The organism is Mycobacterium sp., assembly GCF_035314665.1.
GTDB lineage: Bacteria > Actinomycetota > Actinomycetes > Mycobacteriales > Mycobacteriaceae > Mycobacterium.
The window spans coordinates 10,596-36,197 of the sequence record NZ_DATFZD010000217.1 but is presented as its reverse complement, the minus strand read 5'-3'; the positions used below and the strand labels follow the sequence as shown (position 1 = coordinate 36,197).

Below are 25,602 nucleotides of genomic sequence, written 5' to 3'. Positions count from 1 at the left end.
AAATCCACGATCGCTCCTATCCAGAGCCCAGCACCGGTTCGGCGTCCGCGACAGTCAGTCCAAGCTCCTCGAGCACCCCTTCTGTGTCGGCACCCAACTCGGGGGCGGGGCCGGCGACCCGGCCCGGTGTGCGGGAGAACCAGGTCGGAACGCCAGGAAATCGCACGGGGCCATGGGGCGTTTGCACGGTCTCGAACAGGCCAACCGCATTCAAATGGGGATTGTCGAACAGCGCATCGGGTGTGTTGATGGCGGCAGCGGGTATCTCGAGCCCGCGGAACAGCGCCAGCCATTCGTCGGTCGTACGCTCTTTCATCGTTTGGGCCACAAGTCCATACACGGTGTCGATCTGGCGTGCTCGCCGCTCGAGTGTGGCGTACAGGTCGCTGGCCCACGGCGGCCGCACGGCGTCGATGAACGCCGACCAGTGCTTGTCGTTGTAGATCAGTGCGGCGATGTAACCGTCGCTGGTGCGGTAAGGCCGGCGGTTGGGGGCCACCGTCCGAGGATAGACGGCCGGACCGAGCGGAGGATCGAACATGGCGCCGTTGGCATGCTCGACCAAGATGAATGACGCCATGGTTTCGAACATGCTGACCTCGACTTCTTGCCCTTCGCCGGTGCGCTCGCGGTGGAACAGCGCCATCATCGTGGCGTAGAGCGCCGTCAATCCGGCGACCTTGTCGGCCAGGATCGTGCCGACATAGTTCGCTTCGCCGGTCAGCTGTTCCTGCACTGCCGGTAATCCGCATTCGGCCTGGATGGTGTCGTCGTATGCGGGACGGTCTCGGTCAGGTCCACGCCGTCCGTATCCGTAGCAGTTCGTGTAGATGATCGCCGGGTTGATCGCGGCGACCTCGTCGTAGCTGAAGCCGAGCTTGGTGATCGCCTTGGACCGCATCGAGTGGATGAAGACGTCGGCGGTTTCAATGAGTCTGCGCAGCGCGGTATTACCGGCTTCGGACCGCAGATCGAGAACGACGCTGCGTTTGCCGCGGTTCACATTCACGAAGACGCCGCTCATCCCCGGCGCAGGGCCGACTGAGATATACCGGGTGTTGTCGCCTTCGGGCGGCTCGATCTTGATCACGTCGGCGCCCATGTCGGCCATGATCTGGGTGCAGTACGGCCCCATCACCATTGCGGTGAGATCGACGACCCGCACGCCGCTCAGCGGGCCAGTCCCGTTGCTACCCATGAAGTGCTCCTTTTTGGGTTGCGCCTCTGGCCATTTCGAAGCTGTAGCGGATGTGTTCGTTATGGCCGTCGGGAACAACCGGAAAGACCAGCGGCCCGGCGGTGTCACGGATCGCGTCGATCTGTTCGCCCACCTCCTCGATCGTCCATGACGGCCGGTAAATGCCAGGTGTTTCGGCAACGACGGCCTTGGCGACCCGGCCGGCGATGGCGACGAGCATCTCGCCGGTGATCGAGCAGGTTTCATGAGCAAGCCAGCCGACCACGGGCGCGACCAGCTCAGCGCCCATCGGGGGATACGTCGACGTGTCAAGGCCCTCCGCCATTCTGGTCACCGCCCCGGGGATGATGACGTTGCACTTCACGCCGTCAGCAACGCCTTCCAGCGCAACGACATTGGACAGGCCGATGATGCCCGCCTTTGCGACGGCGTAGTTCACGACGCCGCGATTTCCGTAGAGCCCGCCAATGGACGAAGTCAGCACGATCCGGCCGTACCGTGCCCGGCACATGAGGGGGAAGGCGGCTCGTACGACATGGAAGCCGCCCCGAAGATGGACGTCGAGCACGTTTTCGAAGTCGTCACAGGCCATGTCTTTCAACGACCCACGCCGGACATTGCCGGCGTTGTGGACGAGGATGTCGATCCGGCCGTACGCGTCGATGGCTGACTGGATGATCGCCTCACCACCCGCTGGCGTCGCCACCGACTCGGTGCACGGGACGGCTGCGCCTCCAGCGGCCCGGATTTCCGCCACTACCTCTTCTGCAGGACCGGCGTCGACACCTTCCCCCGTCAGGCCGCCGCCGGGATCATTGACGACAACTTTCGCCCCGCGCGAGGCGAGTAACAGGGCGTAGCTGCGGCCCAGCCCCCTTCCGGCGCCGGTGACGACGGCGACGCGATCATCGAATCTCAGTTCACCCATTGGTGATTCCCGCGCTCAAGCGAATGTTTCGCCGGCATGGTTGCCACTGAGCAGAGACCGCGTGGCAAGGCGCGCGGTTTCGGGCAACGAATATCGCGAGTGTCATTGCACGGCCTCTCGTCAGGTTCCGAGCACAAGGCCGTTGAGATCACCTTTGTCCCGCCATACCGTCAACAGATCGCCGAAGGCATAAAAGCCTGGCCCGTACGGCTCGCCCAGGTGGGACCGGATCCCTTCTCCCCCGCCACCGCCTTCGTTGTTGTAGTAGCCGGGCGTGCATTCGCGGTCGAACGCCGAGTTGTCGACCGCGGTTTCCCGGATCGTCTTGCACCACTCGTTCTGCGCCCCCAGGCTGGGCTCCACCGTGGTGGCACCCCGCGCCAAAGCTTCGGAGATGATGTAGGCGATGTGCTCACCCTGCAGCTCGTAGTTGGAGGCGATGTTTGCGGAGATACCGACCTGGGTGAAGCCCGTAAAGAACTGGTTCGGGAACCCTCGGCTCGTCATACCGTGGAACGTCTTGTAGCCGTCGTGCCAGTAGTCGAAAAGCGACAACCCGTCGCGGCCCACGATCGAGTCGATCGAATAGCGGCGGCTGATCTCAGTCGTGATCTCGAAGCCGCTGGCATAGATGATGCAGTCGACCTCGTACTCGGCACCGTCGGCGATAAGTCCCTTCTCCGTGGCCCGTTCGACGCCCTTCGATGACGAGACGTCGACCAGGGTGACATTCGGCCGGTTGAACGTGGTCAGATAATCGTCGTTCGAACAGGGCCGCTTGCATAGGAATCGGTAGTAGGGCTTGAGCGCCTCGGCGGTCTGCGGGTCCTTGACGGTGCTGTCGACGCGGCGCCGCAACCGCTCCATCACCTTGTAGTCCTCTTCCTCGCGTATCGCCATGAATTGCTCGGGAGACAGCGACGCGGGATCGTCCAGGGCGAGCACCCTGGCGGCCGTGTTGCGGCCGAGCTCGGTCCAGAAGTCACAGACCAGGTCCGGCTGGCCCAGCGCCATGCCCTCGAATGTCCAGGCGTGGAAGTTGCGCTGCCGTTCTTTCTGCCATCCCGGCTTCAGCGATTTCACCCACTCGGGATCGGTCGGCTTGTTGCCACGCTCGTCGACGGTTGACGGCGTGCGCTGAAACACGTACACGTGCTTGGCATACCGGCCCAGGAAAGGCGCGATCTGAACACCCGTGGCGCCCGTGCCGACGACGGCGACCCGCTTGTCGGCCAGCTTGTCCAGCCCGCCGGTGGCATCACCGCCGGTGTAAGAGTAATCCCACCGCGACGAGTGGAAGCTGTGGCCTTTGAAGTCCCTGATCCCCGGGATGCCGGGCAGCTTTGGCCGGTGGAAGGGTCCCGAGCCCATGACGACGAAACGGGCGCGGATGTCATCGTCGCGGTTCGTGCTGATCCGCCACCGCTTGATTTCCTCGTCCCAGCGCAGGGCCCGGACCTGGGTCGAGAAGATCGACCCGTCGTAGAGGCCGAAATGCTTGCCGATGCGCCGGCAGTGTTCGTAGATCTCCGCGCCGTCGGCGAATTTCTTGCTCGGCATGAAGTCGAGCTCTTCGAGCAGTGGTATGTAGCAGTAGGATTCGTTGTCGCATTGGATGCCGGGATAGCGGTTCCAGTACCAGACACCGCCGAAATCCCCGCCGAGCTCGATGATCCGGACATCGTCGACCCCGGCCTTCTTCAGGTGGGCCGCGGACAGCAGACCCGCGAAGCCGCCACCCAGAACGGCCACGTCGATGTCCTCGGAGATCGGATCGCGGGGCGTTACCGGCGTGTGCGGGTCGGTCTCGTAGTATCCGGCGAAGTCATCCGACAGCTCGACGTACTGCTTCGAGCCCTCTTCACGGAGTCGCTTGGCGCGCTCCCGGCGATACTTCTCCCGCAGCGCCGGGATATCGATGTCGTCGGGTGTCTGCGTGGGTCCGCAGGGTGGGTTGGATGCATCAAACGCGGTCATGCGGTGCCGTCTCCTTACTCAAAGCTCACGTGGTTCGCCGGTACCCATGTACTTCGACAGTTGGTAATGAAGATTGACGGTGCTGCGTTCCCTGTAGGGGTTGGGCTTGGTGCCCGGAAAACCAGCCGATTTCATGCCCTGCTGAACCGCGGCCATGTTGGAGAAGTCCTGCGGCAGCACCGAGCGCCAGTTGGGGTCGCCCGCCGGGGTGTAGACCCATTCCGTCTGTGGCTCTTCACCTTTCGGGAACAGTTCGAGCACGGCGACCTCGAAGATGCACTTGTTGGGGTCGTAGCTGGGGTCGGGGCGGGCGCTGTAGCACAGTGCGCTGGTCAGCCCCTGTCCGATCTGGAAATTCGGGAAGATCTGCCACGCGGTGCCGCTCTGCCCCAGGATCTCGGGCGGAATCGCCGGCCAGATCACCCCGCGGGCGGCGTCGTCGCGACGAGCGGATGTCAGCCAGTGCTCGAGGACCTTGTCGGCCGGGGTGTCTTCGGGCAACTCGTCGACCAGCCGCAGCGCCGCGTTCACCAGCGTCTGAGTCGTCGTCGCGTTGGTCTCCTCCATCGTGTAGACCTGCATCTCAGCGGTCGAGATCCGCGGATCGCCGGTGCCGAGCCGGATCTTCGACTTGGTCTCTTCCAGGTCGTCCGGAGCGTCGTAGCCGATGTTGCTGTGCTTGCCCTGTGCCTTGGCCCAGCCCTTGAATTCACCGAACTTGTTGAACTCCGGGTGGGTCGTATAGACGTGGTAGGTCTCGTTGAAGGCCTCCAATGCGACCTTCCAGTTGCAGTCGAAGTGCAGCCACTTGCGCCACTTGTAGCGCATGTTCTCCAAGCCGAAGGGGTCGAGGATCTTCGCCGCGGGGAAGAGGTAGTCCATCAGCGGCTCGCAGTCGGGATCCATGTTGATCCACAGCCAGCCGCCCCAGGTGTCCACCTTGACAGGGGCGAGGTGCGTGCGCTCGGGGGTCAGTGCGCCCTGCCAGTCGTCCTGCTCACGAATGTGAGTGCATGCGCCGTCCAATCCGTAGGTCCAGCCGTGGAAGCCGCACACGAACGACTTTCTTGTTCGGCCGCAGGCGTTCTTCGCGCCTTCGGGGGTGTCGATCAACCGGCGGCCGCGATGCATGCAGACGTTGTGGTGGGCTTTGAATTCATTGGGCCCGGTGCGCACCACGATGATCGAGTCGTCGAGGATGTCATAGGTGTGGTAACTGCCCACCTCGGCAAGCTCCTCGACACGACCGACCTGCTGCCACACTTTTCGCCACAGCTTGTCGCGCTCGGCGCGGGCATAGTCCTCCGAGATGTAGGCCGCCACGCCGATCGTCACCGGCTCCGAAAGTTCCTCTGCGGGCTGGGCTTCCGGACGGTTGTCGATGTCGGTCATCGGATCCTCGCTTTCCGAATCGGTCGCATATCAGGTTTCGTCCCAGCGTTGTATCGCTGCGCGGAATGTTTCGTCCTTGAGGAACAGTGAGGTGTTGTCCGCGCCGAGATGGCTCCATTTCAGGCTGAGGCCGCCGTCGACCAGCAGAGTCTGGCCGGTGAGGTAGCTCGCCAGGTCGGACAGCAAGAAGAGGATCACGCCCGCCTGCTCCTCGGGTCGCCCGCGCCGCCCCATCGCAATGGCTTGACGATCGCGGTCGGGGTCGTCGTCGACATAGGTGCGCGACGCGGCTGTCTCGGTGACTCCCGGCGCCACGGCGTTCACGCGGATATTGTCCAGCGCCAGTTCGACCGCCATGGTGCGAGTCATCGCCGCGACCGCGGCCTTCGCGGTCCCGTAAGCGATGTGGAACGGCGCGGTGTTCATGCCGCTGATCGAGGAGATCGAGACGATCGAACCGGGCTTGCCCTGGTTCTTGAGCTCCGCGGCGACGGCCTGGCTCATGAAGAAGGTGGTCTCCAGGTTCGCCGCGAACAGCTCACGCCAGTCGTTCCTGCTTACCCGGGTCGACGGCATCCAGGTCGACGGCGCCGCGCCCCCCGCGACATTGACGAGCCCGTACAGGTCGCCGTCGGTGTTCCGCGCCTGGTCGATGACCGCGCCGATCCCGTCGTCGGTCGACGCGTCGGCGGCCACTGGTACGACCGACAGACCTTGCTGCGCCAGCGGAGCGACGTGTTCGTCGAGGTTCTCCTTCGAGCGGCCGACCGCGATGACGGTGGCTCCCGCCTCGGCCGCCATCCGGGTCACCGTGGTGCCGATGCCGCCGCCGCCGGCGCCCGACACGACGACCACGCGGCCGGTCAGCCTCAGGAGATCCCCGGCAGTCATATTATTTTGTCCGGACAGTATATGGTGCTCTGCATATTGCAGAACACTATTCCGCAGCGGGTATCGCGCCGTCAAGGCCACCAGGACTGCCTTCGACGACTATTGTCTGGACTAGCAGCACTTGGTAACGTCCAGCGAAATGGCGGACGGAAGGATTTCAGCAAGACGATGACCACGCCGCTGCGAGAAGCCCGGTACACGGCTGCGCAACCGCCCGGGGTCGCCGAAGGGTGGCGGCTCCAACGGGTGACCGGGCCCAGCCGGTTGTTCGGCGCCAACGGTCTGCGCACCGGTCCCGACGGGCGGGTGTACGTGGCGCAGGTCACCGGCAGTCAGATCAGCGCTCTGGATCTCGAAACCGGGGGCCTGCAGACCGTGAGCCCCAAGGGCGGCGACATCATCGCGCCCGACGACGTCGCGTTCGATCCGGACGGCAACCTGTACGCCACCGAGGTCATGGACGGCCGGGTCAGCGTCCTGGATACAGCCGGCCGGACCCGCGTGCTGCGCGACGACGTCCCGTCCGCGAACGGCATCACGTTCCACCGTGGCCGGCTGTTCATCGGCGAGTGCCGCGAAGGCGGCCGCCTTCTCGAAATGGACCTGAACGGCGGCGTTCCCCGCGTGCTGCTGGACAACGTCCCGTCGCCCAACGCCATGGAGGTCGGTCCCGACGGCCAGCTGTATTTCCCGGTGATGGGTGCGAACGAGGTCTGGCGGATCGACCCCGAAGGCGGTGAACCGCAGCGCGTCGCAGGCGACCTGGGTGTACCGGACTCGGTGAAGTTCGACTCGGAAGGCTTCATCGTTTCCACACAGGTGGCCAGTGGACAGGTGCTGCGCATCGATCCGCGCAGCGGCCAGCGAATGGTCGTCGCCCAACTCACGCCTGGCCTGGACAATCTCACCTTTGCGGGCAATCGGCTGCTCGTCTCCAACTTCACGGGCGAGATCACCGAGATTTTGCGCGGCGGCGAAACCCGAACGGTCTTGCCCGGCGGGTTGAATTGGCCGCTGGATCTGGCGGTCGGCGACGACGGGAATCTCTACGTCGCCGACGGGACCTATTTCTATGTGGTGCGGTCGGACGGGGCATTACAGACGGTCGGCATGCTGTTCTCTCCGGGCTACCCCGGGTTCCTGCGCGGCCTGGCGCCGGCCGGGGCCGGCGAGTTCGTGGTGACGACGTCCGGTGGCCAAGTCACCCGCTACCGACCCGCCGTTAGCGAAAGCGAACTGCTGGCAGACGGCTTCGACCAGCTCTATGGTGTGGCGATCGCACGGCGCGGAGCCGTGGTCGCCGAACTCGGCACCGGACGAGTGCTGTCGGTCAACGCAGGCAATGTCGAAGTGCTGGCGTCCGACCTGCGTGACCCGGTGGGCCTGGCGGCGGCCCCCGACGGCGCCGTGCTTGTTGCCGAATCGGGAGCCGGGCGGGTGGTCCGGGTGACGGGATCGGACGTCGAGACCGTGGTCGACGAATTGCACTGCCCCCAGGGGATTGCGCTGGCCGACGGGCAGCTCTACATCGTCGACGCCGGCGCCAGGGAACTCGTCCAGTTCGACCTGAACAACCGGGTATGCAACAGGATCGCCTCCGGGTTGCCGGTCGGTCCCCCGCCCGGTGTGGTTCCCAAGCCGCTGAAGGGGATGCCACCGTTCTCGGGGCCGCAGGGCCCATTCGCGGGCATCACGGTCGGGTGGGACGGCACCCTGTTCGTTTCGGCCGACGGCGAGGGCAGTGTTCTCGCGTTCCACCGGGTCGGACGGCACGCAGCTCCCGAGGACCGCTCGCAATGACTGTCACCCCCGCCGATCACCTCTACCTTCAGATAGCGCGCACCCTGCGGAAAGAGATTGTCGAGGGCGTGTATCCCGTCGGCTCGCAACTGCCCACCGAACACGAATTGTGTGAGCGATTTGCCGTCAGCCGCTACACCGTTCGGGAAGCTCTGCGCCGGCTGCGAGACGACAACCTCGTCTCGTCACGCCCGCGAGCGGGAACGCTCGTCGTTTCCCGGCCGGCGGCGAACTCATACGCCCGGGACGTGATGTCGATCAACGACCTGTTAGCCTTTGCGGCCGGCGCACAGTTCACCATCGATTCCAATGCCATGGTGACGGTCGACGACGACCTCGCCGCGCGGGCCGGGCTGGCGGTCGGCACGGAATGGCTGGCCGTCCGGGGATACCGGCAGGCCGCGGGCGCTTCGGCGCCGATCTGCCGAACGGAGTACTACATCAACCGCGCCTTCGCGGCGGTCGGCAGGCTTCTACCGCGCCACACCGGCCCGATCTTCCCACTCATTGAGGACTTGTTCGGGGTGAGCATCGTGGAGGTGCATCAGGAGATATCCGCGGTATTGATCTCCCGGGAGTTGGCGGACGGCCTCACGATCGAGTCGGGAACCGCGGCACTGGAGATGCACCGTACGTACAAGACGTCTGATGGGGAGGTTGCGCAGGTCACCATCAATACCCACCCGTCCTCCCGTTTCCGGCACGCGATGACCATGCGCCGGGTCAAGGGTCAGGTCCCGGGGTGAGGGTCCGCCTCGATGCCGACGGCGAAACCGACGCGTACACGCGCGGATTGTGGGTCCGCACGACGCTGGCCGACTCGCTGCGTGAGGCCGCGCTGCTGACGCCGCAGCGAACGGTATTGATCGACGGCCACATTCGCGTGAACTGCCAGCGGCTGAACAGCCAGGGAACGGCGCTGGCCCAGGCACTCATGGCGCGCATGCCACCAGGCAGTGTGGTGTCGTTCATGCTGCCGAACTGGCACGAGGCCGCTGTCATCTACCTTGCGGCAACATTCGCCGGCATGGTGGTGAATCCCATACTGCCCTCGCTGCGGGATCGTGAACTGCGTTTCATCCTCGATGATGCGCAGAGCCGGATGATCTTCGTGCCCTCTCACTTTGGTCGGCAGGACTATGCGTCGATGCTCAGCCGTGTGACGGCACAAATGCATACGCCACCGGAAGTCGTTGTGCTGCGTGGTGAACCCGGTGGTCACACGGCCTACGAGTCGCTGTTCTCGGCTCATCAGGCGGCGAAGCAACTGCCGGCGGTGCTGGATCCGGACGCAGCGCGGATGATTCTCTACACGTCGGGGACGACGGGCCATCCGAAAGGCGTGCTGCACAGCCATAACTCGATCCATGCGCTCATCTGGCAGATTCGCGAGTATTGGCGTGTCGAGCCCGAGGACCGGTTCCTGGTGCCGTCGCCGATCGCCCACATCGGCGGGTCGATCTATGCATTCGAGTGTCCGCTGTTGTTGGGCACAACTGCGGTGCTGATGGACCGGTGGAACGCAGACGATGCCGTCAAGCTGATGACAGCGGAGCGGTGCACCCACATGGCCGGAGCGACGCCGTTTCTGGAGCAGCTGCTCGCCTCCGCCGAGCGGGCGGGCACGCACCTGCCTGACTTGAAGGTGTTCATCTGCGGCGGCGCCTCGGTGTCACCGTCGTTGATCCGCAGCGCAACCTCTTATTTCGAGCGGGCGGTTGTCAGCCGCGTGTACGGCTCCACAGAGGTGCCTGTCACGACCGTGGGCGCGATGCGACGCGGCGACGCCGATCACGCGGCGGAGACGGATGGTCGCGCCGGCATTGCCGACATCAAACTAGTTGGGCACGCGGCCGACACCTCAGGGGTGGGCGAGATCTGTGCCCGCGGGCCGCAGATGCTGATCGGCTACCTGCATGCCGAAGACGAGGCCGAATCCTTCGACGCTCGAGGTTACTTCCGCACCGGAGATCTCGGTCGCTGGGTTGACGGCGAATACCTCGTGGTGACGGGCCGGGCCAAGGACATCATCGTCCGCAATGGCGAGAACATCTCGCCGAAGGAAGTCGAGGACATCCTGGTCGGCCATCCCGGCATCGCCGAGGTGGCGGTCGTAGGTCTGCCCGATGCCCGTACCGGTGAGCGGGCGTGCGCTGCCATCGTGCCCAACGCTTCGCGGGCTCCGGACGTCACCGGGTTGCGCGAGTTTCTCGAGGACCAAGGTGTTGCGAAATTCAAAGCGCCTGAGCAGGTGGTGATCTTGGATGCGTTGCCGAAGAACGACGCCGGAAAAGTCTTGAAGCATCAGATCCGAGCGGAACTCATGAAGGCGGACGGATGACATGCAGGTAGCGATTGTGACAGGGGCCAGCGGTGGTATCGGCTTCGGTTGCGCGACGAAGCTCGCGGACATGGGAATGGCGGTCCTCGGCACGGGGCGGGACGTGGGCAGGCTCGCCGAGTTGGAGAAAGCGATCGACGATCCCGATCGCGTTGCGACGCTCGCCGTCGATCTGACCGATGACGACGCGCCGAAACGAATCGTCGGCACCGCCGTGGATCGATGGGGTCAGATCGACTTCCTGGTCAACAATGCTGGGGTGGGCAGTCCCAAGCCGCTTCACGAGACCGACGACGAGACACTGGATTACTTCCTCGCCGTGATGCTGCGCGCGCCGTTCCGTGTGGCGCGCGAGGCGCTGCCGCACATGAAACCCGGCTCGGCGATCATCAACATGACGTCAACGTTCGCGGTGGTGGGAGGTCTTCGCGGCGGCGCGTACAGTGCGGCAAAAGGCGGCCTGACAGCGCTCACCACCCACATCGCGTGCCAGTACGGGGCACACGGAATACGGTGCAACGCCGTGGCTCCCGGTGTGACGCGAACGCCGATGGTGGAGCAACGCCTGCAGGACGAGCGCTTTCGCAAGATCAACGTGGAGATGACACCGCATCAGCGCCTCGGCACGGTCGACGACATCGCGAGCACCGTGGCGTTCCTGTGTTCGCCCGGCGGAAGTTTCATCAACGGGCAGACGATTGTGGTCGACGGTGGCTGGAGTTCCACCAAGTATCTGTCGGACTTCGCGCTGAATTCTGAGTGGACGGCCCGTTGAACCTGTTCAGCTTCCTCGACCAGGCCGCGGCGCGGTTTGCCGATCGCGGCGCGGTCTTCCACGGGCAGCGTCAGTACTGCACGTGGGCCCAGCTGCGTGAGCGTGCGCTGCGCCTCGCGGCTTCGATTCGGCAGCAGTGCCCTTCGGGGGCGCGGGTCGCGATCGCCAGCGGGAATCGCCCCGAGATCGTCGAGTTGCTGTTCGCGATCTGGGCCGCCGAGTGTGTCGCCGTGCCGATCAACTACAAACTGCATCCCCGGGAGATGGCACAGATACTCGACGATGCCGGTGCATCGCAGGTCTTCGCGTCCAAGAAGATCGCCGACGACCTCGTCCCGCTCGTCGGCGTTCCGATCGAAACGCCTGGCGCCGAGGGATACGCATCCCGGCTCGCCGTCGCACCCGCAGTTCCACCGTGCACCGATCCGTCGACGCTGGCCTGGTTGTTCTACACCAGCGGGACGACCGGCCGGTCGAAGGGCGCGATGCTCACCCATCGCAACCTGACGGCAATGACGGTTGCCCACCTGGCCGACATCGACAACCCCGACGAGGACTGCAGCCTCATCCACGGCGCTCCGATGTCTCACGGCTCGGGGCTGTACATCGCGCCGTACGTGCTGCGCGGCGCCCGCCAGGTGGTGCCCGAATCAGGCGCATTCGATCCGGTTGAATTCCTGGGTCTCTGCGAGCACCATCCAGGCGCCAGCGCCTTCCTAGCCCCGACGATGGTGCAGCGGCTGGTTGACACCCGCCGCGGCCGGCCGCGCAACTTGCGTGCGATCATTTACGGCGGCGGCCCAATGTATGTCGAAAGCCTCAAGAAGGCCATGGCGGCGTTCGGCACGCTGTTCGCCCAGATCTACGGCCAGGGCGAATCCCCCATGACGATCACCGGATTGCGGCGCGCCGACCATGAACTGGCCGACGACGCGATACTCGGGTCCGTCGGCTATGCGCGTTCGGGCATGGAGGTCGCCGTGCTGCGCGACGACGGCAGTCGCGCGGACACTGGCGAGGTCGGTGAAATCGTTTGCCGCGGCGATGTCGTCATGTCGGGGTACTGGAACAACCCCGGCGCCACCGCCGACACCTTCAAGAACGGCTGGATGTACACCGGCGACATGGGGTCGTTCGACGCGCGTGGCTACCTCACGCTGCGGGACCGCTCAAAGGACGTGGTGATCAGCGGCGGCAGCAACATCTACCCCCGTGAGGTCGAGGAAGCGTTGCTCGGGCACCCGGGTGTCTCGGAGGCCTGCGTCGTGGGCGCGCCCGATGCGCAGTGGGGTGAGGTGGTGGTCGCGTTCGTCGTCGGCTCCGCCGACGAGGACGAGCTGGACGAGCATCTGCTGCAACGCATTGCCCGGTTCAAACGCCCCAAACGCTACGAGTTCATCGACGAGTTGCCGAAGAACAGCTACGGCAAGGTGCTGAAGCGCGAGCTGCGCAATCGGCTGGTGGATGCTACTCCTGCATCCGCTTGGTGGCCAACTGCCGAAGATCGCCGGATTTGATCTTTGCGTTGCCCGTCAGAACGAGTTCATCCTCGCGAAAGAAAAGCACATGGCGCGGCACCTTGTAACTCGCCAATCGTTTCCGCAGGAATGTCCGAATCTCCTCAGCTTCGAGGCTCATGCCTTCGTGTGGCACGACGCAGGCGACGACGACTTCGCCGAGCGTTTCGTGCGGTACGCCGACGGTGTGCGTCACCTTGACGCCCGAATGGTTGCCGAGCGCCTCATCGACCTCCAGCGGCGAGACGTTCGCGCCACCTGTCTTGATGATGTCTGTGAGCCTGCCCTCCCAGAACAGCCGCCCTGCGTCGTCGAGATAGCCGCCGTCGCCGGTGCGGAAAAAGCCGTCGGCGTCGAGCGTCTCATCCAGTGGCGTGCCGATGTAGCCGAGCATGAGCGTGGGACCTTTGACGCAGATCTCGCCCCGCTCGCCGCGCGGAACGACCACTCCCGTGAGCGGATCCACAATCTTGAGCGTCACACCCGGCAGCGCCTCCCCGCTGCTGTCCGCGTGGATTTCGGGTGGTGTATTGGCTGGGAAGCACGTCGTGATCGTGAAGGTTTCCGTGTTGCCATAGGCGTGGCCCGGCTCGAACCATTTGGTCGATACCGTGGGATGGCGCGCGACGGGTGTCTTGAAATCCACGAACCGCATGCTGCTCAAATCCACACGACTCCAATTGGGTGCGCTTTCGAGCTGCGCCCACTGGTGCGGCCACGCGAACGGAAAGTTCACGCGCTCGGCAGCCATCAGCTCGAGCGCCTCGGCGGCGTGGAAGGTCGGTTGCAGCACGAGGGCACCGCCGGCGGCAAGCGTCGAACCAAGCGACATGGCGAAATTGCCGGACCAGAAGAAGCCGTTCGCTGACCAACAGCGGACGTTGTCCTCGGGACCAAATCGGTACATACGCCGGAAGCGCCACAGTTGGATGCAGACGCCGCGGTGCGCGCTGAGGATGCCCTTCGGCCTACTCGTCGAGCCCGATGAGAAGAACAGCACGGCGGGATCACTCGGATGCACCGCCGCAGCCGTCGCCTCGACCAGTTCGCGCGGTTCATTGTGACCACGGGCCAGGAAGTCATCCCAGGTCTCGATGCCGGGCGCAGCCTCCCCGATCGTTGCGAAGCTGCACAGGAACGGATACTTCGCCGATTGCAGCGCGCCGGGTGCCGCCTCAGCGATTTCCGGCGCCAACTCGGTCAGAATGGCCGCGAAGTCCTTTGTCAGCACCCTTCGCTCGAACAACAGCACCCCAACCCCGGAGGCCCGGAGCAGGTAATCGAGCTCAGCCGGTGTCGAGAAGGTGCTGAGTGTAACTGCCACGCCCCCGGCCAGCGTTGTGCCGAACACCGCCGCGATCCATTCGGGGCGGTTCGTCATCAACACGCCCACTCGGCCGTCCTTGGCCACGCCGCACGCCCGCACCGCACGCGCCACTTCGATTGCGCGCTCCCACAGCTCGGCGTACGTCCAGCGCGTCACCCCTTCGGGAGCGTGCAGCACGAGCGCTTCGCGTTCGCTGTACGTCGCCGTCACCTCGCGCAGGAACCCGGGGAGGGTCAGCGCCCCGAGCCCGGGCTCCGTGTTGAGCGGAGGGCCCGAGACGATCGAAATCCCTTGCTCGTGATCAGGGTTCCTCTCGGCCGCCATCGCTCACCTGCCCGTCGCTTCGCGGCGCACTACAGCGGCAGCTCGACCTCGGCGGTGCAGTCCACCAGCCTCTCGCCGTCCTGGTTGGTGAGTCGCAGCTTGACCTGGACGAGCGGCACACCCCACGTCGACTCTGCCTCCTTGCCAATGACTTCGGCGTCGAAATATGTCACGTCGCCCTCGAAGGCGGGTCCGCGGAAGTCTGCCTTGGAGTGGCGCACGATGCCGTCGTGGCCGGCCCAATACGCGAGATAGTCGGTGCACCACGCGCCCATCGTCGCGCCGTAACCGTAGGCGCGCGCCATGCCGACTTCACTGGCCCTGTCGGCATCGATATGGCCGCGGGACGGGCCCACATAGAGCCCGTCGCGCTTGCGCGGATCGATCTTCGCGTCCTCCTCGTCGAAGGCGAAGTCTTTCCCCCAGCCGGGATCCTGGTAGATCCAGGGATCGTCGACTCCGGACGGCGCAACCCAGTGGAAGGTGCCCCAGATGTTGAAAAGAAACGCCCGGTATTCGGTGGTGAAGCTGGCGATGGTGTGCGGGCCGATCACCCGACGCGGCAGCGTGTCGCCGACCTTGATTTCCCCGAAATGCGGTGAGACGCCCATTCGATTGGACTCGAGCCAGTCACGGCGTAGTTCCTCGATCCCGGCCAGCTCGGTATCCGTCCAGCGTTTGACATCGCCGAGCTGGCTTTCGAACATGCCGCGTTTCTTGGCCTCCGCGAAGAGATAGCGGATCGCGGTCGAACGCTCGCGAGCGACGAGGGCGCCGTGTTGATTCGTGTGGGTGGTGTCTCCGCGCGAAAACATGGTGGGCCCGGCGAATTTCGTTTCCACCACTTTGTAGTCGTGGAAGCGTCGCTCCTGGAACAGCTGATCGCCGGGCCGCACGGGACAGCCGTAGAACCACCATTCCTCGCCGCCGAAGATCAAGTGGCTGTCGGGGATATGCCCCACGCACGCGGGCGCTGCGCCGTGCCCGTAGTCCAGGGCCACCGCAATGGACTGCGGAGCGACGATGCCGCCGAATTTGGAATCGCGCGCGAACTGCTCGTCCCAGTGCAATGGGTTGGGATAGTCCATCGCCATCACCCACCGCCGGATGTCGGAGCCGCTGCATGGATCCCACAGCTGCCCGCCGCCGATCAGCTCGCCCACGCGGTGATCGACGTCGGAGAGATCGAGCCGGGTGACCTCTTCCTTGGTGGACTTCCTACTCATTCGTGCTCCGATCAGCGGTTGACGTCGACCACGATGCGGCCGCGCACCTTGCCGTCCAGGAGTTGACCCGCCGCGGCGATCGCGTCTCCCAGGGCGATCTCCTCGGCGATCAAGTCGAGCGCGCGGAGATCCAGATCGCGTGACAGGCGTGTCCAGGCGGCCATGCGGCGCTCCTTAGGCGCCATCACGCTGTCGATGCCGAGCAGGGAAACGCCGCGCAGAATGAACGGAGCAACCGAGGCCGGAAAATCCATGCCCTGGGCCAGGCCGCACGCGGCGACCGCGCCGCCATAGCGTGTCTGAGCACAGGCGTTCGCCAGTGTGTGGCTGCCGACGGTGTCGATAACGCCCGCCCAGCGTTCCTTCTGCAGGGGCTTGCCGGCCTGGGCAAACCCGGCGCGGTCCAACACCGTGACGGCGCCAAGTCGCTGGAGATACTCTGCCTCCGACGGCTTGCCGGTCGCGGCGGCCACTTTGAACCCTGCCCTGGCCAACAGCGCGATCGCGACGCTTCCGACACCGCCTGTCGCCCCCGTCACGAGCACCTCACCCTGGTCGGGTGATACACCCTGGTCGAGGAGTGCGCCCACGCACAGGCTCGCTGTATAGCCCGCGGTTCCGATCGCCATCGCCTGCCGAGTCGTGAAATTGACGGGCAGAGGCACGAGCCAGTCGCCGTTGACGCGTGCCCGTTGAGCGAGGCCGCCCCAATGGGTTTCGCCCACGCCCCAGCCGTTGAGCACGACCCGGTCGCCCTTGTTCCAATCCGCGTGCGTACTGTCCATGACGACGCCCGCGAGGTCGATCCCGGGCACCATCGGAAACGTGCGAACCACAGGTGACTTGCCGGTGATCGCGAGGCCGTCCTTGTAATTCAGGGTGGAATATTCCACGTCGACGAGGACATCGCCGTCCGGCAACTGTGCCTCGTCCAGGTTCGTGACGGCAACCGCCTGACCCTCCTCACCCTTCTCGATCAGGATTGCCGAAAACATCGGTGAACCCATCCCCTCTCAACCTTTTTCAATGCGCCGGGAGCTCCTGAGATCTCTTGCACAAGTGATCGCAGGGTTTGGGCGAACGCTCAACAACTAGTATGGCGCTATGTCTAGCAGTCGTACAGCGGCCGGTCAAGAGTCGACCGCGTTGGACGTATGAGTGGGCGCCTAAGGCATGTTGAACAGGACGGGGTGATATGACGTCTCCTAAGTCGGGCACACGCGACTCGACAACCCGACTAGCGCTGATACGGGCGACTGCCCAAATCATGATTGAGGAGGGCTATGCCGGGGCGACATCAAGACGGGTGGCGGCCAGGGCCGGGGTCAAGTCGGCGCTGGTGCACTACTACTTCCCGACCATGGACGACCTGTTCCTGGCCGTGTTTCAGGCCGGGGCGGAATCCAACCTGCAACGCCAGCGTCGTGCGCTGGGTGAAACCGAACCGCTGCATGCACTGTGGCAGCTCAACAGCGCCCAGGGAGCCCAACTGTGGATGGAGTTCATGGCGCTGGCGAATCACCGCAAGGCGATCCGCAGTGAGATCGCCGCCTACGCCGAGCGCTTCCGGGACCTGGAGGAGGCCGCCCTGATGTTGGTGCTCCGCTCACACGGCGTCGATGTGCAGGCGTTCCCCCCGGTGGTCATGTCGATGATCGTGGCGAGTGTCGCGCGCAACCTGGTGCTCGAACGAGGCCTCGGCATCACCCGCGGACACGCCGAGGCGCTGGCTTTCATCGATCGTTACCTCGACCGCTTTGAAATGCGCCCATGGCAAGGTGACGGATCGCCGGATGATGGAAGGCAATGACGCAGGCTCAAACGGACCCATCGATCGGCCAAATATATGCTGCGTTGCCGCGGAATTGCGCTGACTCTCAAGTCGCCCCGGTTTTCTCCCTGTACCCCTCCCTCCCCTGCGCGGGCAGAACGTCAGCCCTGAGCGAACAAAGCAGAAAATGGGAAAAGAATGAGGGGAAAATCCGGGGGTTGCTCAACCCCCCGGCTACAAGGAGCCCCTGAGGACCAATGAGCCCGAACAACCCCTGGCGGCACCCCTTCCGCGTGCCCCGCATCGAAAAGCCGCGCGCCGAAGGGCGCTTCCATCTCACAGGTGGCCGCCGGCTCGGCTACGCCGAGTACGGGGACCCCTCCGGCCCGGTGGTGCTGTGGTTCCATGGCACCCCCGGCGGGCGGCGCCAGTACCCGCTGCTCGGCCGCCGCGCCGCCGAGCAGCTCGGCCTGCGCGTCGTACTGGTGGAACGGCCGGGGTCGGGACTGTCCGACCCGCACCCCTACAACGCGGTGGCCGACTGGGCCGCCGACGCCGCCCAGGTGGCCGACGTCCTCGACGCCGAGCGGGTCGGCGTCATCGGGCTCTCCGGCGGCGGCCCCTACGCCCTGTCCTGCGCCGGGACGTCCGCGCTCGCCGGTCGCGTCGCGGCCGTGGCCGTGGTGGGCGGCGTGACGCCGTCGGTCGGCCCGGACGCCACCGGCGCCGGCCCCGTCGACCTGACCCGCCGCTTCGCCCCGATGCTGTCGGGCCTGCGCCGACCCTTAGCGGCGCTGGTGGCCGGGGGGTTGCTGCCCATCGTCCCGCTCGGACACTGGGCCTACCGGGGCGTGTCCAGGATTATGCCCGAGGCCGACCGACGGGTTTTCGCCGACGACGAGATCCAGGCGATGTTCATCGACGACATCGCCCTCACCTCCCGGGGCCGCTTCCAGGCCCTCGTCGACGACCTCCGCCTGTTCGGGCGGGACTGGGGCTTCCGGCTGGCCGACGTGAAGGCGCCGGTGCGGTGGTGGCACGGCGACGCCGACCCTCTCGTGTCCTTCGAGGCCGCCAAGGTCGCGGCCTCCTACCTGCCCGACGTCGAGGTCATCCTGCGCCCCGGCGAGAGCCACCTCGGCGGCTTCGCCGCTGTCGACGAGATCCTCGGCTTCATGCGCTCGTTCCTCTGAGCCGAACCGTCGGCACGTTCCACCCCCACGCCGTGCGGCCATCACGGTGCGCAACATTCCCACGCACATTCGGGACGAACTGGCCCCACGGCGCGGGCCGGTAAGTCGTTGCGCGTGAGGTGTCGTCAGATTCGCCCTGGGTCCGACCGCGGCTACTGGTGATGGCGCGACGCTTCAGGAGGGGCACCCTTCGTCGAGTGGCCGTGAGATCTTGAGTCCCAGATCAAGGTTACTCATTCGAGCCCGAAAAGAGACGGCCATGAGTAATAATTGCGGGTCCAACGGAGACGAGGTCACCATGGACCAGTTCCTCAAGGCGCCGATAACAGTGCCCCGTTCGGCCGCTACGACTGTGCGCCTAGAGCGACGGTTCGGCCGCAGTGGTGTTCGCCGCCGGACTTCGAACAGCGGCGCGGCAGCGCCTGCAATCAGGTCGAGGGCGCTCGAATCAGCTTGGCGCACAACCTCGGTGGCGCGGCCGCGGTGGCAGCGGTGACGATTCTGGAAGGACCTGGGGCCAATGGCGAGTAAACAATCGGACCGCTGGCCCCGGGGTCTCATATCAGGGCGAGACATGTCCAGGCCGATGCAGGGCGTCGGAGGATTGTTCTTGATGTCGTTCGATGCGCTGAGGTTCGTCTTCCGCCGGCCGTTTGAGTGGCGCGAGTTCCTGGACCAGTCGTGGTTCGTGGCCCGAGTCTCGATGGCTCCTACGCTGCTGGTCGCAATACCACTCACGGTGCTGGTCAGCTTTACGCTCAACATCCTGCTGCGCGAGCTCGGTGCTGCCGACTTGAGCGGTGCCGGTGCGGCGTTCGGTGCGGTCACGCAGGTTGGGCCGCTGGTGACGGTCCTGGTCATCGCGGGAGCAGGCGCCACGGCGATGTGCGCGGATCTGGGTTCGCGCACGATTCGCGAAGAGATCGATGCGATGGAGGTTTTGGGCATCAATCCGGTGCAGCGTTTGGTGACTCCCCGCATGCTGGCATCCACGCTGATAGCCCTGCTGTTGAACAGCCTGGTGGTCATTGTCGGCGTCGTGGGCGGCTACGTCTTTTCGGTCTTCGTCCAAGACGTCAACCCGGGCGCGTTCGTCGCGGGCATCACCCTCTTGACCGGTATCCCTGAGTTGATCATTTCCGGGGTGAAAGCCGCATTCTTCGGCATGATCGCCGGCCTGGTGGCCTGCTACCGCGGCCTGATCATATCCGGCGGGGGCGCCAAGGCCGTGGGCAACGCCGTGAACGAAACCGTGGTGTACGCGTTCATGTTGCTGTTCGTCGTCAACGTGGTTATCACCGCCGTCGGCATCAAGATGACGGCCAAGTGAGGAAGGGCATCCTGTGACGCTGCGACCTGTCTATCCGCGGCTTGCGCGGCAAGCCGAGAAGCCGATCCGCGCGCTGAGCAAACCCGGCAACCAAACAATTTTTTTCGGCAGGGCGATTCGTGGGGTGCCATACGCGGCCGTTCACTTTCGGAGTGAGATCACCCGGCTCGTCGCCGAAATCAGCATGGGTGCAGGCACCTTGGCGATGATCGGCGGAACGGTGGTGATCGTTGGGTTTTTGACCCTGGCAGCGGGCGGCACGCTGGCGGTCCAAGGGTATAGCTCGCTGGGCAACATCGGCATCGAGGCGTTGACGGGGTTCTTGGCGGCATTCATCAACGTCCGCATCTCGGCACCCGTGGTCGCGGGAATCGGCTTGGCGGCCACGTTCGGAGCCGGCGTGACCGCACAACTCGGCGCCATGCGAATCGCCGAAGAGATCGACGCGCTGGAAGCCATGGCTATCCGCTCCGTTGAGTTCTTGGTCAGCACCAGGATCGTTGCCGGGCTGATCGCGATCACGCCGTTGTACGCGATCGCCGTCATCCTCTCGTTCGTCGCCAGCCGAGGTGTGACTGTGATCCTCTTCGGGCAGTCCGCCGGCCTCTACGACCACTACTTCCGGACATTCTTGAACCCGATCGACTTGCTGTGGTCGTTCCTGCAGGCCATATTGATGGCGCTGGCCGTCCTGATGGTGCACACCTACCACGGCTATTACGCCAGTGGCGGACCCTCCGGCGTCGGTGTCGCGGTGGGCAATGCGGTGCGGACCTCACTCGTCGTCGTGGTCTCGGTAACTTTGCTTATTTCGCTTGTCGTCTACGGCACCAACGGCAACTTCCACCTGTCGGGCTAGGGGGAGAGCCGATGAGACCTGGTATCGGGCCCGCGCTGGCGGGTCTGGCGACGATTATCACGATCGCGGCAATAATCGCCCTTGCCGTCGGTGCGTTCCGGGGCAGTTTCACCCCAACCGCGCCGGTGACCGTGTTGTCGCCGCGGGCCGGCCTGGTGATGAACACAAACGCCCGGGTGACGATGCGCGGTGTCGAGGTGGGCAAGGTCGCCTCGATCGACGCGCTGCCCGACGGGCAAGCCGCCCTCCACCTGGCGATGGATCCGTCCCAGTTACACCTCATTCCCGCCAATGTGCTCGTGGAAATCACATCGCCGACGGTGTTCGGCGCCAAGTACGTGCAGCTGATGCCTCCCGCCAACCCCGCGCCGCAGCCGATACACGCCGGACAGGTGCTCGACGCCCAACACGTCACCGTCGAAATCAACACGGTGTTCGAGCAACTCTCGTCGGTGCTGTCGAAGATCGACCCCGCAAAGCTGAATGAGACCCTCGGTGCGATCGCGACGGCGCTGAACGGCCGTGGCCACAGGCTCGGCCAGACACTCGGTGACCTGGACGATTTTCTCGCCACCGTGGACCCGAGTCTTCCGGCGCTCAGCCACGACCTCGCCGTGGCGCCCGACGTGTTCAACGCGTACGCCGATGCGGCGCCGGACCTCATCCGAACCGCCGCCAATGCGACGCGGGTGAGCCAGACGATCGTCGATGAGCAACGCAACCTCGACGCGTTGCTGGTCAGTCTCATCGGCCTGGCCGACATCGGTAACGACGTGCTCGGAACCAACCGGCAGGCGCTGACTGATGTCCTGCATCTGCTGGTACCGACGACCGATCTCACCAACCGGTACAACCAAGCGCTGAACTGCGGGCTCGCCGGCCTTGTGCCGCTGGCCAAGGCGCCGCCGTTGCCGTTGCCGGGTGTGGTCGTGTCGGTCAGTTTCACGCTGGGCATCGACCGGTATCGGTACCCGCGGGACCTGCCGAAGGTCGCGGCGACGGGCGGTCCGCAGTGCCAGGACCTTCCGAAGGTGCCCATGGAGGCGCATCCGCCGTTCGTCGTCATGGACGTGGGCGCCAACCCCACGCAGTACGGAAACCAGGGCATTCTGCTCAACTCCGACGCCCTCAAGCAGTGGCTGTTCGGGCCGATCCCCGGGCCACCACGCAACAGCGCACAGATCGGGCAACCAGGATGACCGGCGCACGGCGAACGGTCATCAAGTTGGGGGCCTTCGGGGTCGTGATGGCGGTGTTGACTACCTTCCTGTTCTTCATCTTCGGCCAGTACCGCACCGGTTCCACCAACGGATATTCGGCGGTGTTCGCCGACGTGTCGCGCCTCAAGGGCGGAGACACGGTGCGGGTCGCCGGCATCCGGGTGGGCACGGTCGACAGCCTGTCGCTGCGCCCGGACAAGACGGTGCTGGTGAAGTTCGACGCCGACCGCGACATCGTGCTCACCACCGGCACCAAAGCAGCGGTGCGCTACCTCAACCTGACCGGCGATCGCTATCTCGAACTCGTCGACGGTCCGGGATCGACCACGGTGTTGCCGGCCGGGTCGCAGATCCCGGTCGACCGAACGGCCCCGGCACTGGACCTCGACCTGCTGCTGGGCGGACTGAAACCGGTGATCCAGGGCCTGAACCCGCAAGACGTGAATGCGCTCACCTCGTCGCTGCTGCAGATATTTCAGGGCGAAGGCGGCACCCTGGAGTCTCTGTTGTCGCGAACATCGTCGTTCTCGAACACCTTGGCCGACAACAACCAAGTCGTCGAGCAACTGATCGACAATCTCAACACGGTGGTGGCCACGATCGCCCGGGACGGAGATAAGTTCTCGCAGACGGTCGACCGCCTCGAGCGCCTTATCACCCAGCTGTCGGCCGACCGCGATCCGATCGGCGCCGCGATCGACTCCCTCAACAACGCGACCGCCTCGTTGGCGGACCTGTTGACCAATGCCCGCCCGCCGCTGGCCGGCACGGTGGACCAGCTGAATCGGATCGCGCCGCTGCTCGTTCAGGACAAGGATCGCATCGACGTTCAGCTGCAGAAGACACCGGAGAACCTCCGGAAACTCGTCCGGCTCGGCTCGTACGGCAGCTGGATCAATTACTACGTCTGTGGAATATCCTTCCGGGCCACCGATCTTCAGGGCCGGACCGTCGTCTTTCCCTGGACCAAGCAAGAGGGCGGGAGGTGCGCGGAACCCTGATGCTTAGATACCGCGGAGCCAACCTCGTTCGACCGGGATTCATCGGCGTAGTCCTGGCGGTGCTCGTCATTTTGGTCGGTCTATCGCCCGACCGGCTGGTGTCGCTGGCGACGGCGATCAGATACCAGGCGCTGTTCGACGAAGCCGGCGGCCTCGCCGTGGGAAACGACGTGACGATTTCGGGCATGAAAGTCGGCACCGTGTCGCACACTTCGCTGCAAAACGGTTATGCGCTGGTAACGTTCACCGTCCGTGCGAAGATTCAGCTCGGGTCGGACAGTTCCGCGCACATCCGCACCGGGACGCTACTGGGCCAGCGGGTACTCACCGTGGAATCCGCGGGCACGGGCACACTGCGCCCAAACGACGTGATACCGCTCTCGCGCACATCGTCCCCGTACTCGCTGACCGAGGCGCTCAGCGACCTCACGACGAACGTCGCCGGCACCGATACCCAAACGCTCAACCAGTCCCTTGACACCCTGTCGGCCACCATCGATCAGATCGCACCGCAACTCGGTCCGACCTTTGATGGGCTGACCCGGTTATCGCGGTCCCTCAACAGCAGGAACCAACCACTGCGCGATCTTCTCAAGAATGCCGGCGATGTCACGGGGATCCTGTCGGAACGCAGCCAGCAGGTCAACACGCTGATCCTCAACGCCAACGATCTGCTCGGGGTGCTGGCTGCCCGGCGGTACACGATCGTCCAGCTGCTGGCCAACACGTCTGCGCTGGCCAAACAGCTGTCCGGGTTGGTGGCCGACAACGAACAGAAGCTGGCACCCACGCTGGAGAAGCTGAATTCGGTGATAGCGATGCTGGAAAAGAACCGCGACAATATCGGCAAGCTCCTGCCACGCTTAGCGAAATTCGAGGGCACCCAGGGCGAGACGGTGGCTAGCGGCCCGTACTACCAGGCGTACGTGCCGAATCTGCAGCCTGCGCAGTTATTTCAGCCGTTCCTGGATTATGCGTTCGGGTTCAGAAGGGGCGTCAACGCGGGGCAACCACCCGACAACGCCGGGCCACGGGCAGAGCTCCCGTTCCCCTACAACGGAATTCCGCAGCCCGGAGACCGTCCATGGTTCGACCACCCAGGGGGCCAGCCATGATGTCTCGCAACCGACTGCTGGCCGCCGTGGCGGTCGTCTTGGCAGGCCTGATCGTGGCGGCGGCGATCTTCGTCGTCCACCAGACGTTTTTCCGGCCGAAGACGATCACCGCCTATTTCACCACCGCCACCGCGATCTATCCCGGCGATGACGTGCGCGTCTCCGGCATCAAGGCCGGCAGGATCGCTTCCATCCAGCCTGAGGGCACTCAGGCCAAGCTGACCATGAAAGTGGACCGCGACGTGCCGATTCCGGCCGATGCGAAAGCGGTGATCGTGGCTCAGAATCTCGTCGCGTCGCGCTACGTCCAGCTCACGCCGTACCGGTCGGGCGGCCCCACGATGCGCGACGGCGCGGTGATTCCGGTCGAGCGTACGGCGGTGCCCGTCGAGTGGGATGAGGTGAAAGCTCAACTCGCCCGGCTGGCAACGGATTTGGGACCAACCGGCAATGTGTCGACCAGTTCGGTCGGTCGGTTCATCGAGAGCTCCGCCGACGCGCTCCAGGGCAATGGCGACAAGCTCAGGCAAACACTGGCCCAGCTGTCCGGGGTGGGCCGGATCCTGGCCGACGGCAGCGGCAACATTGTCGACATCATCAAAAACCTGCAGACCTTCGTCACGGCACTTCGCGACAGCAACCAACAGATCGTGCAGTTCCAAAACCGGCTCGCCACGCTCACCAGCGTGCTGAACGACAATAGGTCCGATCTGGACGCGGCGCTGACGGATCTGTCGGTTGCGGTTGGGGAGGTTCAGCGGTTCATCGCAGGAAGCCGCGACCAGACCAGCGAGTCGATTCAGCGGTTGGCCAACGTCACACAGACCGTGGCCGATCACAAGATCGATCTCGAGAACGTACTTCACGTTGCGGCGAACGCGTTTGCGAACTACTACAATTTCTACAACGCCGACACGGGAGATGACGTGGGAGCGTTCGTGTTCAACAACTTCTCGAGTCCCCTGCAGTTCCTGTGTTCGGCGATCGGCGCCGTCGAAAACGCCACTGCGCCCGAAACGGCGAAGCTGTGTGCGCAGTACCTCGGGCCCGCGTTGCGGCTGCTCAACTTCAATTACGTTCCGCTTCCGGTCAGCCCGTACCTGATGCCGTCGATGGACCCGCAGGACATCGTGTACTCCGAGCCCAATCTGGCGCCCGGCAGTGCGGGGCCGAAGCCTCGGCCACCCGAGATTCCTCCTGCCGTGTCGGCTTACACCGGGCTGAACGGCGATGTGCCGCCGCCGCCGGGGTGGGGTGGTGCGGGCCTGCCTCCGATGGCCCCCGGCCTGTATGCACCTTTGCCCGCGTCTCCGTCACCGGCGTTGTACCCGGGAGCACCGGTGCCTACCGCGGCCAACCTGCCGGACATGCTGCTGCCGGCGGAAAGGCCGCCATCGTGACCGGCCGGGTCAAAGCA

The 25,602-nt window shown here is 64.9% G+C and carries 21 protein-coding genes; 13 read left to right on the top strand and 8 right to left on the bottom strand.

Features of this window, described 5'->3' with window-relative positions:
* Window positions 1-16 precede the first annotated feature (16 nt).
* The 5 genes from VKI00_RS16310 to VKI00_RS16290 form a co-directional block, all read right to left on the bottom strand.
* A complete protein-coding gene (locus VKI00_RS16310; protein WP_324439106.1) occupies window positions 17-1,198 on the bottom strand; it encodes a CoA transferase in 1,182 nt (393 codons plus the stop codon).
* Window positions 1,191-2,126: an SDR family NAD(P)-dependent oxidoreductase gene (locus tag VKI00_RS16305; protein ID WP_324439104.1), complete on the bottom strand. Its 936-nt coding sequence runs from the start codon at window positions 2,124-2,126 to the stop codon at window positions 1,191-1,193. Before VKI00_RS16305 ends, VKI00_RS16310 begins: the two co-directional genes overlap by 8 nt.
* Window positions 2,127-2,246: 120 nt before the next feature.
* Window positions 2,247-4,103: an NAD(P)/FAD-dependent oxidoreductase gene (locus VKI00_RS16300; RefSeq protein WP_324439102.1), complete on the bottom strand. Its 1,857-nt coding sequence runs from the start codon at window positions 4,101-4,103 to the stop codon at window positions 2,247-2,249.
* Between the two features lie 18 nt (window positions 4,104-4,121).
* Entirely contained in the window at window positions 4,122-5,495 is a 1,374-nt protein-coding gene (locus VKI00_RS16295) for an aromatic ring-hydroxylating dioxygenase subunit alpha (protein WP_324439100.1), read from the bottom strand.
* A gap of 30 nt (window positions 5,496-5,525) precedes the next feature.
* A complete protein-coding gene (locus VKI00_RS16290; RefSeq protein WP_324439098.1) occupies window positions 5,526-6,386 on the bottom strand; it encodes an SDR family oxidoreductase in 861 nt (286 codons plus the stop codon).
* 168 nt (window positions 6,387-6,554) lie between these two features.
* On the opposite strand from VKI00_RS16290, the gene VKI00_RS16285 reads away from it, so the two are divergent.
* Genes VKI00_RS16285 through VKI00_RS16265 form a run of 5 tightly spaced genes read left to right on the top strand, consistent with a single transcriptional unit; the run spans window position 6,555 to window position 12,819 of the window.
* On the top strand, window positions 6,555-8,186 hold the full coding sequence (locus tag VKI00_RS16285) for an SMP-30/gluconolactonase/LRE family protein (RefSeq protein WP_324439096.1): 1,632 nt from the start codon (window positions 6,555-6,557) through the stop codon (window positions 8,184-8,186).
* The gene (locus tag VKI00_RS16280; RefSeq protein WP_324439094.1) at window positions 8,183-8,932 is read left to right on the top strand and encodes a GntR family transcriptional regulator; all 750 of its coding nucleotides are present in this window, start codon (window positions 8,183-8,185) and stop codon (window positions 8,930-8,932) included. The genes VKI00_RS16285 and VKI00_RS16280 overlap by 4 nt, the downstream gene beginning before the upstream one ends.
* Window positions 8,929-10,527, top strand: coding sequence for an AMP-binding protein (locus tag VKI00_RS16275; protein ID WP_324439092.1), 1,599 nt, complete (start codon window positions 8,929-8,931; stop codon window positions 10,525-10,527). The genes VKI00_RS16280 and VKI00_RS16275 overlap by 4 nt, the downstream gene beginning before the upstream one ends.
* A gap of 1 nt (window position 10,528) precedes the next feature.
* A complete protein-coding gene (locus tag VKI00_RS16270; RefSeq protein WP_324439088.1) occupies window positions 10,529-11,302 on the top strand; it encodes an SDR family oxidoreductase in 774 nt (257 codons plus the stop codon).
* The gene (locus tag VKI00_RS16265; RefSeq protein ID WP_324439086.1) at window positions 11,287-12,819 is read left to right on the top strand and encodes a long-chain fatty acid--CoA ligase; all 1,533 of its coding nucleotides are present in this window, start codon (window positions 11,287-11,289) and stop codon (window positions 12,817-12,819) included. Before VKI00_RS16270 ends, VKI00_RS16265 begins: the two co-directional genes overlap by 16 nt.
* Here the strand turns inward: VKI00_RS16265 and VKI00_RS16260 are convergent.
* Genes VKI00_RS16260 through VKI00_RS16250 form a run of 3 tightly spaced genes read right to left on the bottom strand, consistent with a single transcriptional unit; the run spans window position 12,770 to window position 16,703 of the window.
* Complete coding sequence (locus VKI00_RS16260; protein WP_324439084.1) at window positions 12,770-14,470, bottom strand: class I adenylate-forming enzyme family protein; 1,701 nt, start codon at window positions 14,468-14,470, stop codon at window positions 12,770-12,772. The genes VKI00_RS16265 and VKI00_RS16260 overlap by 50 nt on opposite strands.
* A gap of 29 nt (window positions 14,471-14,499) precedes the next feature.
* A complete protein-coding gene (locus VKI00_RS16255; RefSeq protein ID WP_324439082.1) occupies window positions 14,500-15,696 on the bottom strand; it encodes an FAS1-like dehydratase domain-containing protein in 1,197 nt (398 codons plus the stop codon).
* An 11-nt stretch (window positions 15,697-15,707) separates the two neighbouring features.
* Window positions 15,708-16,703 (bottom strand): MDR family oxidoreductase, encoded by a 996-nt coding sequence (locus tag VKI00_RS16250; protein ID WP_324439080.1) that lies wholly within the window; start codon window positions 16,701-16,703, stop codon window positions 15,708-15,710.
* Window positions 16,704-16,891: 188 nt separating this feature from the next.
* On the opposite strand from VKI00_RS16250, the gene VKI00_RS16245 reads away from it, so the two are divergent.
* The 8 genes from VKI00_RS16245 (at window position 16,892) to VKI00_RS16205 (ending at window position 25,585) form a co-directional block, all read left to right on the top strand.
* Window positions 16,892-17,506: a TetR/AcrR family transcriptional regulator gene (locus VKI00_RS16245; protein ID WP_324439078.1), complete on the top strand. Its 615-nt coding sequence runs from the start codon at window positions 16,892-16,894 to the stop codon at window positions 17,504-17,506.
* Between the two features lie 218 nt (window positions 17,507-17,724).
* Entirely contained in the window at window positions 17,725-18,660 is a 936-nt protein-coding gene (locus tag VKI00_RS16240) for an alpha/beta hydrolase (RefSeq protein ID WP_324439076.1), read from the top strand.
* A gap of 520 nt (window positions 18,661-19,180) precedes the next feature.
* Window positions 19,181-19,990 (top strand): ABC transporter permease, encoded by an 810-nt coding sequence (locus VKI00_RS16230; protein ID WP_324439074.1) that lies wholly within the window; start codon window positions 19,181-19,183, stop codon window positions 19,988-19,990.
* Between the two features lie 13 nt (window positions 19,991-20,003).
* Window positions 20,004-20,849, top strand: a complete 846-nt coding sequence (locus VKI00_RS16225) for an ABC transporter permease (RefSeq protein WP_324439072.1) — start codon at window positions 20,004-20,006, stop codon at window positions 20,847-20,849.
* A gap of 11 nt (window positions 20,850-20,860) precedes the next feature.
* On the top strand, window positions 20,861-22,048 hold the full coding sequence (locus VKI00_RS16220) for an MCE family protein (RefSeq protein WP_324439070.1): 1,188 nt from the start codon (window positions 20,861-20,863) through the stop codon (window positions 22,046-22,048).
* Complete coding sequence (locus VKI00_RS16215) at window positions 22,045-23,070, top strand: MCE family protein (RefSeq protein WP_324439068.1); 1,026 nt, start codon at window positions 22,045-22,047, stop codon at window positions 23,068-23,070. The genes VKI00_RS16220 and VKI00_RS16215 overlap by 4 nt, the downstream gene beginning before the upstream one ends.
* Window positions 23,070-24,185: an MCE family protein gene (locus VKI00_RS16210; RefSeq protein WP_324439066.1), complete on the top strand. Its 1,116-nt coding sequence runs from the start codon at window positions 23,070-23,072 to the stop codon at window positions 24,183-24,185. The genes VKI00_RS16215 and VKI00_RS16210 overlap by 1 nt, the downstream gene beginning before the upstream one ends.
* The gene (locus VKI00_RS16205) at window positions 24,185-25,585 is read left to right on the top strand and encodes an MCE family protein (RefSeq protein WP_324439129.1); all 1,401 of its coding nucleotides are present in this window, start codon (window positions 24,185-24,187) and stop codon (window positions 25,583-25,585) included. Before VKI00_RS16210 ends, VKI00_RS16205 begins: the two co-directional genes overlap by 1 nt.
* Window positions 25,586-25,602: the final 17 nt, after the last annotated feature.

Coding starts and splice junctions, on each gene's coding strand:
- VKI00_RS16310 (WP_324439106.1), bottom strand. CDS start 1,198: ATGGGTAGCAACGGGACTGGCCCGCTGAGCGGCGTGCGGGTCGTCGAT.
- VKI00_RS16305 (WP_324439104.1), bottom strand. CDS start 2,126: ATGGGTGAACTGAGATTCGATGATCGCGTCGCCGTCGTCACCGGCGCC.
- VKI00_RS16300 (WP_324439102.1), bottom strand. CDS start 4,103: ATGACCGCGTTTGATGCATCCAACCCACCCTGCGGACCCACGCAGACA.
- VKI00_RS16295 (WP_324439100.1), bottom strand. CDS start 5,495: ATGACCGACATCGACAACCGTCCGGAAGCCCAGCCCGCAGAGGAACTT.
- VKI00_RS16290 (WP_324439098.1), bottom strand. CDS start 6,386: ATGACTGCCGGGGATCTCCTGAGGCTGACCGGCCGCGTGGTCGTCGTG.
- VKI00_RS16285 (WP_324439096.1), top strand. CDS start 6,555: ATGACCACGCCGCTGCGAGAAGCCCGGTACACGGCTGCGCAACCGCCC.
- VKI00_RS16280 (WP_324439094.1), top strand. CDS start 8,183: ATGACTGTCACCCCCGCCGATCACCTCTACCTTCAGATAGCGCGCACC.
- VKI00_RS16270 (WP_324439088.1), top strand. CDS start 10,529: ATGCAGGTAGCGATTGTGACAGGGGCCAGCGGTGGTATCGGCTTCGGT.
- VKI00_RS16260 (WP_324439084.1), bottom strand. CDS start 14,470: ATGGCGGCCGAGAGGAACCCTGATCACGAGCAAGGGATTTCGATCGTC.
- VKI00_RS16255 (WP_324439082.1), bottom strand. CDS start 15,696: ATGAGTAGGAAGTCCACCAAGGAAGAGGTCACCCGGCTCGATCTCTCC.
- VKI00_RS16250 (WP_324439080.1), bottom strand. CDS start 16,703: ATGGGTTCACCGATGTTTTCGGCAATCCTGATCGAGAAGGGTGAGGAG.
- VKI00_RS16245 (WP_324439078.1), top strand. CDS start 16,892: ATGACGTCTCCTAAGTCGGGCACACGCGACTCGACAACCCGACTAGCG.
- VKI00_RS16240 (WP_324439076.1), top strand. CDS start 17,725: ATGAGCCCGAACAACCCCTGGCGGCACCCCTTCCGCGTGCCCCGCATC.
- VKI00_RS16230 (WP_324439074.1), top strand. CDS start 19,181: ATGGCGAGTAAACAATCGGACCGCTGGCCCCGGGGTCTCATATCAGGG.
- VKI00_RS16220 (WP_324439070.1), top strand. CDS start 20,861: ATGAGACCTGGTATCGGGCCCGCGCTGGCGGGTCTGGCGACGATTATC.
- VKI00_RS16215 (WP_324439068.1), top strand. CDS start 22,045: ATGACCGGCGCACGGCGAACGGTCATCAAGTTGGGGGCCTTCGGGGTC.
- VKI00_RS16210 (WP_324439066.1), top strand. CDS start 23,070: ATGCTTAGATACCGCGGAGCCAACCTCGTTCGACCGGGATTCATCGGC.
- VKI00_RS16205 (WP_324439129.1), top strand. CDS start 24,185: ATGTCTCGCAACCGACTGCTGGCCGCCGTGGCGGTCGTCTTGGCAGGC.